A 12,932-nucleotide genomic window follows, 5' to 3' on the forward strand; every position below is an offset into this window, starting at 1 on the left:
GAAGCGTTGAATTAACATATAAAAAACGCGAGCTTGTTTGAGGCTCGCGTTTTTTATTTAAAATATTATTTGATAATTAAATCAGTCTGTTACCTCATAGTAACAAACTCCTCGGAGCCGGTTGGGTGTATCGCGACTACCGAGTCAAAGTCTGCTTTGGTTGCGCCCATCTTCATTGCAACGGCGAAACCTTGGATCATCTCATCTACGGCAAAGCCGATGCCGTGTAGGCCTACTACGGTTTCTTCCGGGCCTGCGCATACAAGTTTCATACGACACGGTTGGCGGTGCTGAGTGACCGCGGTGTACATTGCAGCAAAGGTAGAGGTATAGACCTTGATGTTGTCTTTACCGTACTTTTCTTCCGCTTCTGGCTCTGTTAGACCAATGGTGCCAATCGGTGGGTGGCTAAAGACGACGGTAGGGACTAGATCGTAATCCATTTTTGCGTTTGGCAATTCCGGATTGAATAAGCGCTCGGCTAGCATTCTACCTGCTTTTACGGCTACTGGAGTAAGCTCTATACCACCATCCATAATATCACCGAGCGCGTAGATACCTTTGGCTGAGGTGTTTTGCCATTCATCGACTTTAATATGGCCGCTAGGTGTGGTTTCTACGTTAGTGGCCGCGAGGTTGATAAGATCTGTCATTGGTTCACGACCAATTGCCCAGATCAGTTTGTCTACGGTGTAAGACTCACCATTCTCAAGATGTAAGGTGACTGAGCCATCCTCTTCTTTGGTCACTGACTGTGGCACTGCGTGAGTGTGCAGCGTTGGACCTTCTTTTTCCATTACCTCAGTTAAGGTTTCAACCAAGATAGGATCAAAGTTACGAAGAGGGGCGTGCTTACGAACAAATAGATGGGTTTCTGTGCCCAAGCTGTGCAATACGCCCGCAAGCTCTACCGCGATATAACCCGCGCCCACAACCGCTACGCGGCGAGGTTGCTCTTTAAGCTCAAAGAAACCGTTTGAATCGATACCGTGCTCAGCGCCTGGAATATTAGGGATCGTTGGGCGGCCACCTACGGTAATATTGATATGATCGGCAGTGTAGTGCTCACCATTGACTTCAATGGTGTTGTTATCAACAAACTTAGCAAAGCCATTGATCACGGTGACGCCATTTTTCGCTAGGTAGCCGTTGTAACCTTGGTGAATACGGCCAATGTAGGCTTCGCGGCTCTCAACGAGTTTACCCCAATCGAAGTTCTTTAGTTCAACATCAAAACCATAATCTGGTGCGTATAGTTTAATGGCTTCAGCAACTTGAGCACCGTGCCACATCGCTTTTTTTGGAACGCAGCCCACGTTTACACAAGTACCGCCTAAGTGCTTTGCTTCTATTAATGCCACCTTGGCACCTCGCATCGCAGCTCGGTTTGCAGATGCGATCCCGCCGCTACCACCACCGATTGCGATATAGTCAAAATGTTGAGCCATAAAAATTCCTCGCCAATTATTTGTTTTGCTTAAACCCTACTACTTTAAATAGCACAAGTGCACAACCGAAGATCGATATTAAGCAAAAATCTGTTCAGATACTTGTAAATGCGGTCATTCACCCTTATTTCAACCTCAATATTAGATTAGAAAATAAAGAGCGTGCCCATGAGTAACCCATTAATCGGGCTAGAAGGATTGCCTCCTTTTTCGAAAATTAAGCCTGAACATATTGTTGAAGCATTAAAATCTGCCATTGCGCACTGTCGTGAAACTATCGACACTGTTTTAGCACAACCAAGCTATACGTGGGACAGTTTTGTACTGCCTTTAGAAGAGTCAGACGATAAATTGAATCGTATGTGGTCACCAGTCTCACATATGCACTCAGTAGTAAATTCAGAAGCGTTACGTAAAGCTTATGATGAGTGTCTACCATTAATTTCTGAATATTCTACTTATGTTGGTCAGCACCAAGGGTTGTATGAAGCCTATAAAGCGGTAAAAGAATCGGTTGAATTTGGTAACTTAACGATTGCTCAACAGACCTCTGTAGATAATGCCCTACGTGATTTCCAATTGTCGGGCATTGCACTTGAGCCAGTTAAGCAAAAGCGTTATGGCGAAATAGTGGCACGGCTGTCGGAGCTGGCATCAAAGTTTGGCAACAATGTAATGGATGCCACTCAGGCATGGCAAAAGCATATTACTGACGAGTCAGAATTAGCAGGGCTACCAGAGTCGGCTTTAGCGCTTGCCGCTCATACTGCTGAAGCCAAAGGATTAGAAGGCTGGGTATTTACGCTAGATTTCCCTTCATATCTTCCTGTGATGACTTACGCAGATAACCAAATGCTCCGTGAAGAGGCTTATCGTGCGTTTGTAACCCGTGCTTCTGATCAAGGGCCTAATGCTGGAGAGTTTGATAACTCAGCGATTATGCATGAAGCACTTACACTTAGACACGAACTGGCTCAGTTGCTTGGCTTTTCTAGTTTTGCAGAAAAATCATTGGCAACCAAAATGGCTGAGACGCCAGAGCAAGTATTTACGTTTTTGAATGACCTGGCCGCTAAGTCAAAACCACAAGCCGAGCAAGAAGTGGCTGAACTACGTGACTTTGCGAATAAAGAACACGGTGTAACTGAGTTAAAACCTTGGGACTACGCATATTATGGCGAAAAGTTAAAACAAGCCAAGTATGCTATTTCTGATGAAGCACTGCGCCCTTACTTCCCTGAGCATAAGGTACTTGCCGGTTTATTTGAAACCGTAAATCGCTTGTTTGGGATCCACGTGAGCGAAGTCAAAGACGTTGATACTTATCATCCTGATGTACGCTTTTTTGCTATTCATGATGATAAAGGTGAGTTGCGTGGTCATTTCTATCTCGACCTATATGCTCGTGAACATAAGCGTGGTGGTGCCTGGATGGATGACTGCATGGGCCGAAAAGTACGCGCAAATGGTGAGTTGCAGACTCCTGTCGCTTATTTAGTGTGTAACTTTAATAAAGCTGTTGGCAATAAACCTGCGCTATTTACCCATAATGAAGTAACCACTTTATTCCATGAGTTTGGTCACGGTATTCATCACATGCTAACGCAAGTAGATGCCGCGCCGGTTGCTGGTATTAATGGTGTGGCATGGGATGCGGTTGAGCTGCCAAGTCAGTTTTTAGAAAACTGGTGCTATGAAGAAGAAGCGCTGAACTTCATTTCAGGACACTATGAAACGGGTGAGCCGTTACCAAAAGAAATGTTAGACAAGTTACTGGCGGCAAAGAACTTCCAATCAGCCATGCAAATGCTGCGTCAGTTGGAGTTTTCGTTGTTTGATTTTCATATTCACGCAGACTTTGAGCCAAACACGGATTGCCAAATTCAAGCAACGCTTAATGCGGTACGTGAGCGTACTGCGGTTGTTAAAGCGCCTGAGTTTAACCGCTTCCAGCATAGCTTTAGCCACATTTTTGCTGGTGGCTATAGCGCGGGTTACTACTCTTATAAGTGGGCAGAAGTGTTGTCTGCGGATGCGTTTTCTAAGTTTGAAGAAGAAGGGATATTCAACCCACAAACCGGGCGTGAATTTATGTATCACATTCTTGAAAAGGGTGGATCGGAAGCGCCAATGGTGCTGTTTACCCGCTTCCGTGGTCGAGAGCCAAAAGTGGATGCGTTACTACGCCACAGCGGGATCACCGCCTAGTTATATTTCCACTCTAAGCGCCTTCTTCTGAAGGCGTTTTTTTTGTCTTAGAAAGTGTGACTTTTTGTTAGCAAATTCAATATCTCTGACTATTCTATAAAGATATGAATTAATAGGGAAAGCCACATGACGAAACTGGTTCTTGCCATTGATGATGACAAACTCGTCCATCACATTGTTGATGAGGCGCTATCGCGGACATGCAAAATATTACATGCGAAAAATGGTGAGGAAGGCTTGCGGTTGGCTAAAAAATATCGTCCGGATATTATCTTGCTTGATGTCGAGATGCCAGGGCTGTCGGGCTTTGAGGTATGTGAGCAACTCAAAAAACTAGAGGACACTACAGAGATCCCTGTTATGTTTTTGTCTTCTCGTGCCGATATTTCAGAGCGAATGCGGGGCTATAACGCTGGTGCCGCAGACTATATAGTCAAACCTTTTAACGCTGAAGAGTTGTTAGCGCGTATTAATGTCCTTGATGACTATCGAAAAATCTCGTCGCAGCTAAAACAAGATGTACAGCGCGCTCAAACCACAGCTGAAATAGCCATGACTGACTCTGGTGATATGGGCCGTATAATGCGCTATGTTGGGCAGTCGTATCACGCGCATGATCTCAATACGTTGAGCGCTCATTTTTTAGAGTTTTTTATGCCGATGGAGCTCGATGTTGCGGTGGCTTTTTGGTATCACCAAGACGCGATGTTTTACTCCAGTGAAGGGGCGATCCAACCGATAGAGCAAGAGCTATTTGAGAAACACAAAGATAGCAGTCGTTTTGTTGATTTTGGTCGCAGAACCATAATTAACTATCCTAAAGTCTCTTTACTGATTAAGAACATGCCAGTGGACGATGTTGCCGTTTATGGTCGTTATAAAGACTTATTTCCGCACATACTGGAAGCCACTGATGCCAAAATCAGAGACATGGAAGTCAGTGAAGATGCACTTAAGAAAGTGGAGCATATAGGGCAAGTATTTGCTGAGCTAAGCGATCATTTAAGCGGCGTTGGCGATCATTACAGTGGCAAAGTTGCTGAGTTTCAGACGGTGCTGGAAAGCGACAAGCTTGCAGTCTTAGAACCAAGTGAAAGAGAACGGTTGCAAGAACTCTATGAGCATTTCACTTATTTAAGCGATGAGCTAACCATAATTAAATATAAGTTAGGAGAAGTGACTGAGGTACGCCAGCAGCTTATAGAGAGTTTAAACAAAATAGCGAAACCTTGGGGTGAGGATGAAGTGGCGTCGCAGGCTGATATTGAACTGTTTTAAGCCACTGGATAATCAAAGACACTAGAAAGGGAAAGGGGTATACTGCCACGGTTGGTAACCCTTGGGAGCTTAGCTTGTATATTCACACCCCTTTTGAAGAAAACAGATCCTACCTAAATACGCTAACTAAGCTGTTTAATTTATCCGCGCTTAATATTAACGAGGCGGAGTTTCAATTGGTTTATGATGAGCTAGGCTTACAATTATTCAAAAAAGATGAACCAAAGCTCGGCGCTATCCGTGTTGACTTTGTGACTGGCGCAGTTGCTCATCGACGCAAATTTGGTGGTGGTAAAGGGCAAGCAATTGCAAAAGCGGTGGGCTTAAATAAAGGTGCTGTGCCTACGGTCTTGGATGCGACAGCAGGACTTGGACGCGATGCCTTTGTACTTGCGTCTATGGGTTGCAAAGTCGTGCTACACGAGCGTAACCCGGTAGTCGCAGCGTTGTTATACGATGGCTTGCAACGCGCCTATCAAGATGCTGAAATTGGCGAATGGGTACAGTCAACTATGCGACTGGAGTTTGGCTCCAGCCATGACTTGCTAGAGCAAGCGGGCTGGCGCCCTGACGTAGTATATCTTGATCCTATGTTCCCGCATCGTGAAAAATCGGCGCAAGTGAAAAAAGAAATGCGTGTATTCCAAGATTTAGTTGGCAATGACTTGGATGCGGATGCACTTTTGCCTTTTGCTTTGCAGTTAGCCACAAAAAGGGTGGTGGTAAAACGTCCAGACTACGCTGGATTTTTAAATGATAAAACGCCAAGTATGCAAATAAAAACCAAGAAAAACCGCTTTGACGTTTATGTTAATTCTGCAATGAAATAGCACACCACTACCTGATTTAATTTTGTGCAGCAGATATCTAGATGGATATACGCAAAAAGTATGGTTTTGTACTATTGCTCAGGAAAGGTAACCAGATTTAATCAAGTTGTCATAAATCCTTAATACTCTTGCGGAGCATTTTGATAAAGGGGTTGTGATTCTATGCGCGTGTCTACTTTTACTCGGTTATTGGCAATATTATTGACGACAGCGAGTATTCTACTTGGGGTGAGTCTGTTTTGGGCGAGCCAAGTATTAACTGAACTTGATGCGCAAGACGCCGCTTACAATCAAGTTAAAAATGCGGTGATCATCGAGCTTGAGGGTACAGTAGAAGATTACTTGAGTGCGGGCGATAGCCAGTATTTAAATAAGGCCGATGAACAAATCAAAGCATTACAGCAAAGTGTAGAGCAGTTGCCACCTGCACTTGCTGAGCAACTTAAAACTAAACTCATACAACTACAACAAGATATTGCAGGCAAATACCGTGCACTCGGCAAGCTTTCTGGTAACGAACTTGCGTTGTTGGATAATGCGCTTAGGCAAATGTCAGGTTCAGCATCGAGCCTCGTTAAGTATGCAATTAAAGCACAAGATAGTGCCGCCAAAGAATCCTACTTTAATCTTGCTTCAGACTACTTTAGCGAAGTCTCGAATTTGAGCTTATATACCTACCAATTAGTCATGGCTTACGAACAGCAGACCGAACAGAGTTTGATGTCGAGCTTAAGCCGGTTGCAGGATATTGCCGCGCGAATAGACCGACTCGAAAACTTAGGGGTAATGAGTGAGGTAGACGAAGACGAGCTATTTTTAGGTGCCGAAGTCGAAGATTTAGCGCTAGAAATAAAAGCGGAGCTTGTGAGCTGGCCTAAACGTTTTGCCCGCGACTTAGAAAATACCTTACAGCAGTCCAAACAACGCCAAGCTGGCATGCTAGCACTGCGAGGTGATATTAAAGCAATCTCAGAGAATATCCTGCAAGCAGAAACCAACTTAAAAACAGAGCAGGCTGACGTAAAAACCAATGTGTTTATGCTGTTTGGTGTGGCCATTGGGTTACTCGTACTCCTTGCGGGTGGTGTGTATTTTGTACAGTTCAATCAAGTGTTAACTCCGCTAAGACAACTACGCGATGGCTTTGCTCAGCTAATCGAAAGCAATGAGTTACGCAATATTGAAAGTAAAAACCAAGACACTGAAATTGGCGAAATTGCGAGTTACTTTAATCAGTTAATTGATAGGCAGCGAGCAGAAGCGGACGAACGCTCAGAAATGCTGAGTGTGATCAATACCTTTATGGAAGAGATGAACACTAACTTGGCGCAGATCTCTGCACAAGCTGGAGACACGTTTGAGCAGGTGGAGCAAAACCAAGCACAGCTTGACTCGCTTAGAGCGCTTGGGGCGGATGCCAATCAAATCAACGCGCAAGTTGCCGACAATGCCAATAACACCTTTGAAGCAATGACACAAAGTGTGTCCTATGCGGATGCTATGTTGAGCGCTTCATCGACCACGCAAAAGCGGGTAGAGCAGGGATTAGAGAGCTTAAATGAATTACTTAATGGTGTTTCAGATGTAAGTAAAGTGATTGATATGATCAGCTCCATCGCAGAACAAACGAACCTACTCGCGCTCAATGCGGCGATTGAGTCGGCGCGCGCAGGAGAGCATGGCCGCGGGTTTGCGGTCGTTGCGGATGAAGTACGAAAGCTTGCACAGCAAACACAAGCCTCACTGACTGATATCCACCAGCAATTAAATGTTTTGAGTGATAATTCAAACAAAGTATCTACACAAATCTCGGCTTTGGCAGATGAGGCACAGCAGCAAACTGGTCATGCACAAGAGTTGAAACGCAATTCAGAAGGTGTGGCAGAGAGCGCACAGAGCGCCAACCAAGTTGCCGCCCATGCAATGGATCTTGCCAATCAACAATCAGACCTCTTAGATACCTTTGGCCACGCTATGGACAGCATGAAAGGTCAGGTTAATAGCTCACATGAGCAAGTGCAACAAATCCAGCAAAGCCTTAAAGAGAAAATGCGGGAGATTAGGGGTACCTTAGGCCTGCGGTAATCAGGATTGTGCCGTAGGTCGAGATTTATCTCGATAGCATAAGCCGAAACGTAGGAGCCGTTTCACGCGGCGAGCAGTTAAAAGCTCGCGAGGTAAACTCGCTCCCACCAGCGAGTTTTGTAGGTCGAGATTTATCTCGACTGCTGCAAGCTGAAACGTCGGAGCCGTTTCACGCGGCGAGCAGTTAAAAGATCGCGAGGTAAACTCGTTCCCACCAGCGCGTTTTGTAGGTCGAGATTTATCTCGACAGCATAAGCCAAAACGTAGGAGCCGCTTCACGCGGCGAGCAGTTAAAAGATCGCGAGGTAAACTCGTTCCCACCAGCGCGTTTTGTAGGTCGAGATTTATCTCGACAGCATAAGCTGAAACGTAGGAGCCGCTTCACGCGGCGAGCAGTTAAAAGATCGCGAGGTAAACTCGTTCCTACCAGCGAGTGTCGTAGGTCGAGATTTATCTCGACAGTATAAGCTGAAACGTCGGAGCCGCTTCACGCGGCGAGCAGTTACAAGATCGCGAGGTAAACTCGTTCCCACAAACTAAACTCGAAATAATTAAAAAAGGCCGCAAATGCGGCCTCTCGTTGGGGAAAGAAGACTCAATCTGAGCCTACTAATTTTTGCTTATGGCTTGTACTGCGCGTCTAACGTTAGGCCAGAGAACGTACGGTAAGCATTAACGCTTAAGTGCCATGTACCCGCTTGCGGATTAGTGATAACACAAGTCTCGGTATTACCATTTTCATATGGACGACAGTCATAGCTGCTTGCTGTAGGTTGAGAGCCAAACTTAACGAATAAGTCAGCGTCACCTGAGCCACCAAATGTTTTCACGGTGAAGTCGCTCATACCCTCAGGCACTTCGATTGTGTAGTGCACCCACTGACCGCTTGACGCTGAAATATCTTCAACGGTACCGCCACCCGCTTGAGGGCCTCCTGTGCTAGAGCCTGAAGTTGCAGCAACCAAGCTTACGCCTGAATAAGCTTTATAACCGTTAATCATTACATGGTATGTACCAGCTTGAGGTGCGTCAAAGCTACAAACTTCGGCATTACCGCCTTCATAAGGACGACAATCATAGCTGCTTGAAGTTGGTTGACTGCCAAGCTTTACATAAAGGTCAGCATCACCAGTACCACCGCTCATGGTGAAGGTAACATTGGTTTTACCTGCAGGTACATCAAAAGTGAAGAACTGATCACTACCAGCTGCACCACTTAAGCCTGTTTTCGCTACGCCATCTTCAAGCGTATTACCTGTAGGTGGTGTGACAACATCGCCTAAAGCTTCATTTACCGCAGCGGCTGCATCAACAACACCCGTACCACAGTTTGAACAGCTACCCGCGAAGCTGCGTGTAGTGTTTTTCAAGATAGTTTCTACTTCGTCAGGCGTAGCAGATGGTTTTGCTTGCTTGATTAGCGCTGCAACACCCGCAACGTGAGGTGCCGCCATAGACGTACCCTGTGAATAGTGGTAGCTATCATTTGAAGGTGCACCAGAGCCTGAGTTATGGGTAGATAGGATACCTTCAGGATCATTCGCAAAACTTTGTGCGCCACCCGGAGCGGCAACGTCGATGTTTGCACCATAGTTTGAGTAATAAGCTCGGCTACCATCACGACCTACAGATGCTACGTTTACTACGCCATTACAGTTACCTGGGTTGTAGTTTGCTGAGTTATCGTTGTCGTTACCTGCCGCAATAACAATGACTGTACCGTTGTTACGTGCTTGGTTGATTGCATTTTGTGTAGTTGCGCTACATGCACCGCCACCACCTAAACTCATGTTGATAACATCAGCTGGGTTAGCATTTGCAGGCACACCAGATACCGAGCCGCCAGATGCCCATATGATGCCGTCAGCGATGTCAGAAGTTAAGCCACCGCATTTACCAAGAACACGTACAGGCACTACTTTAGCGTCGTAAGCAACACCAGCTACACCTTCGCCATTATTTGTTACTGCAGCAACCGTTCCCGCTACGTGCGTACCATGCCAGCTTGAGTCTTGATCTGCGCGTGGCACAGGTTGACCTGAAGAGTCAGTTCCACACTCACCGCGAGTGACCGCATCACCAGGGTCACGAGCATCGTTGTCACGTGCGCCACCATCGTTAGCAACAAAGGTATTAGAGATCATGTCATAGCCAGGCAGAATGTTGGCATCTAAGTCTAAATGTGGGCGATAACCTGTATCTAGTACCGCAACTACCACACCTTGACCTGTCGCTTTATCCCACGCAGCTGGGGCATTAATACCAGCAGCAGCTTCGTAGTAATGCCATTGATCGTTATAACGCGGATCGTTAGGCGTTGCGAATGGCTTTAACATTTGGTCAATTTCGATGTATTCAACATTACCAGAAGCGATCACTTCGTTCATGAACGCCTGTGCTTCTTTTGCTGAAAGCTTTTTGTCAGCACGCATAACGTGGTGATTGCTAAGTGCCATTGGGCGTACGTACTTAGCGCGAGCACTCGCTTTGCTGCTCTTAAAGCCTTGTACAAAGCTTTCTGCACGCTGTTGCATTTTAGCAGGAGCAAGATCTGCAGCTGAAAGGCTGATCATTTGTGAACTAGCATCTTTGTACTTGATGATGAACTGTGTACCAAGCGTGCTTTGTGATGATAGTTTTTGTGCCGTTGCTGCAAGTGCTGCATCTTGACCGATTGATTGTGTTGGTGCGGCTGTAACTGCTGTTGCAGTGAATAATGTACTCACTGCGATGCTTAGTGCAGCGCGCTTAAAGTTTTTATTGATTGTCATAATGTTTCCCTAGTTTCTAACTTGTTGTTCAGCTGTTAATAAAAAGCTGATGGTCAGTGAAAGTAAACTCATGGTTAAAAAAAAGAAAGCGCTGTTTTGTTATTTGCACTAATTTTTTAGTTATATGTGGACGGATAAATGGCTATAAAAAATTCTTATTGTATTGTTTTTAATCGATATTTTTCATTTTTGTGAGAGAGCGAATAAATTTCAGTTACATTGTAAATGACTGTAAACAAAATAGTGTTTTTAACTTTGTGAAGCATTTGTAGCCAGTAGAGTGGGAGTTTGGTTAGTTCTAAAGGTTGGTTTTATTTTATTATTATAATCTTATTTTCTTGTTTTTTAAGGTTTGAGAAATGATAGTGCTGACATAATGTTTACAAGTGTTTGAAAGGTATGCGAGTTGCTTCTTCTATTCGTCGCTGTGATTAGATAAAGAATCTAGGTATAATTTTCGCTTGGTCGCGATTTTGCCGTTTAAAGCTAAACTGTTGGCAAAACGGTAAGTGTAGAAATCTTAGATAAAAAGTTGAGTGAGTTTATGCAACAAATAGAGGTAGTCGTTATCGGCGCAGGTGCTGCAGGATTGATGTGTGCTGCACAGGCTGGATACCGAGGGCGACAAGTTGCAGTGGTTGATATGGGGAAAAAGCCTGGCCGTAAAATTTTGATCAGTGGTGGTGGCCGCTGTAACTTTACCAACGAAAATGCTTCACCTGCTAACTATCTATGTAAAAATCCACACTTTGTAAAGTCGTGTTTGAGCCGCTATACCCAACATGATTTTATTGAATTGGTAGACCGCCATGGCCTTGCTTATCACCATAAAACGCTTGGACAATTGTTTTGCGACAATAGCGCGCAAGACATTGTAGATATTCTTCTTACCGAATGTGACTGGGCGGGCGTGTCACTCCATTTACGTCAAGAAGTATTAGCGGTTGAGCATCAAAGCGATGGCCGCTACTTAGTCAAAACCACAACTCAAACCTTCAACTGCGAGTCAGTGGTGATCGCCGCTGGTGGCCTAACCATGCCAAAACTTGGCGCAACGCCAATCGGCTACAAAATAGCGGAGCAATTCGGTTTAACGGTGTTACCAACCACGGCAGCGCTTGTACCATTTACACTTCATGATCACGACAAAGCACGCTTTGATGGTTTGTCTGGTATTAGCGTAGATAGCCTAGTGACTAGCGAAAGCGGTATCCAATTTAGAGAAAATATTCTCTTTACTCACAGAGGCTTATCTGGCCCCGCAATTTTGCAGATCAGCTCATTTTGGAAAGCAGGTGAGTTTGTTAGCATCAATTTACTACCTGACTTAGATGTGCAAGCACAACTCCATGACTGGCGTAGTGAGCAAGGGCAAAAGAGCCTGAAGAACTTGCTTTCGACCATCTTACCAAAGCGCTTTATTGAGGCCTTAATAAGCGACGGCAGCATCCCAGATAAAAACGCCAACCAACTCAGCCACACAGAGATTGAAAAACTGACAGAAACCCTCACTAGCTGGAAAATAAAACCAAATGGCACAGAGGGTTATCGCACCGCAGAGGTTACGTTAGGTGGTGTAGATACCGACGAATTAAGCTCAAAAACTTTCGAAGCTAAAAAACAAAAAGGCCTGTACTTTATCGGCGAAGTAACCGATGTCACCGGATGGCTCGGGGGCTATAACTTCCAATATGCATGGAGCTCCGGCTGGGCATGCGGACAGGCTTGTTAGCTATGTAGCGATAATAGAGTTTGCCCGTAGCAAATCCGGAGCTATATTTCATAATTAAGGCTATTGAAGTAGGCAAAACGAATGGCGCAAAGTAGGCGGCTTGCGAGTATTGAAGATTTTAATCACTCCCTTAAAAATAAGTATGGGATTGGTAAATGAAGAAAGCTATAAGCCATGGATCCGAATACAAGACCTCAGTTCAGATGGAACAAATCAACAGCATTTGGAAGAAAAGTAAAGCGATATCATTATTTTTATAAGGTATAGAATCTGAATCTTTCATATTGCTGAATTTGGTAAGTTAGGTATTTCACAGAAAGTAGTGTCTGCAATTTGTGTTACTCATCTAGTTGTAAGAGAACTGATATGCCTGAGTTAATGACAACAGGCTTTTTTTGTTCTGCTCAAGTTAAACCGGAGACTCTCCTAAAGGAATTTTCATAGTTGTTTGGCGACATATTGTTGTTGGCAGTATGAAGCCGATCTAAGTTGTAATATCGCATATATGCAGAGACATCATTTGTGTAATGTCTAGAGAAGCTGCTGTCTTAGATACTCTATAGCTATACTCCGTTACCGA

7 protein-coding genes are annotated in these 12,932 nt (G+C 44.8%); 5 read left to right on the plus strand and 2 right to left on the minus strand.

Features of this window, described 5'->3' with window-relative positions:
- Positions 1-89 precede the first annotated feature (89 nt).
- Positions 90-1,448 carry a glutathione-disulfide reductase gene (gene gorA, locus L3V43_RS09175; RefSeq protein ID WP_237116424.1) on the minus strand — a complete coding sequence of 453 codons (1,359 nt, stop codon included), beginning with the start codon at positions 1,446-1,448 and terminating at the stop codon, positions 90-92.
- 168 nt (positions 1,449-1,616) lie between these two features.
- Between gorA and prlC the strand changes: the two genes are divergently transcribed.
- From prlC to L3V43_RS09195, 4 genes are all read left to right on the plus strand, one after another.
- Positions 1,617-3,656 (plus strand): oligopeptidase A, encoded by a 2,040-nt coding sequence (prlC, locus tag L3V43_RS09180; protein ID WP_237116425.1) that lies wholly within the window; start codon positions 1,617-1,619, stop codon positions 3,654-3,656.
- Positions 3,657-3,782: 126 nt separating this feature from the next.
- Positions 3,783-4,934 carry a response regulator gene (locus tag L3V43_RS09185; protein WP_010605885.1) on the plus strand — a complete coding sequence of 384 codons (1,152 nt, stop codon included), beginning with the start codon at positions 3,783-3,785 and terminating at the stop codon, positions 4,932-4,934.
- A 131-nt stretch (positions 4,935-5,065) separates the two neighbouring features.
- The gene (locus L3V43_RS09190) at positions 5,066-5,764 is read left to right on the plus strand and encodes a class I SAM-dependent methyltransferase (RefSeq protein ID WP_237116501.1); all 699 of its coding nucleotides are present in this window, start codon (positions 5,066-5,068) and stop codon (positions 5,762-5,764) included.
- Between the two features lie 162 nt (positions 5,765-5,926).
- Complete coding sequence (locus L3V43_RS09195; RefSeq protein ID WP_237116426.1) at positions 5,927-7,849, plus strand: methyl-accepting chemotaxis protein; 1,923 nt, start codon at positions 5,927-5,929, stop codon at positions 7,847-7,849.
- Positions 7,850-8,469: 620 nt separating this feature from the next.
- On the opposite strand, the gene L3V43_RS09200 is transcribed toward L3V43_RS09195, so the two are convergent.
- Entirely contained in the window at positions 8,470-10,620 is a 2,151-nt protein-coding gene (locus L3V43_RS09200) for a S8 family peptidase (RefSeq protein ID WP_235366757.1), read from the minus strand.
- Positions 10,621-11,164: 544 nt separating this feature from the next.
- On the opposite strand from L3V43_RS09200, the gene L3V43_RS09205 reads away from it, so the two are divergent.
- The gene (locus L3V43_RS09205; protein ID WP_010605881.1) at positions 11,165-12,352 is read left to right on the plus strand and encodes an NAD(P)/FAD-dependent oxidoreductase; all 1,188 of its coding nucleotides are present in this window, start codon (positions 11,165-11,167) and stop codon (positions 12,350-12,352) included.
- Positions 12,353-12,932 lie beyond the last annotated feature (580 nt).

Origin of the sequence: Pseudoalteromonas sp. L23 (assembly GCF_021728455.1) — a bacterium.
GTDB lineage: Bacteria > Pseudomonadota > Gammaproteobacteria > Enterobacterales > Alteromonadaceae > Pseudoalteromonas.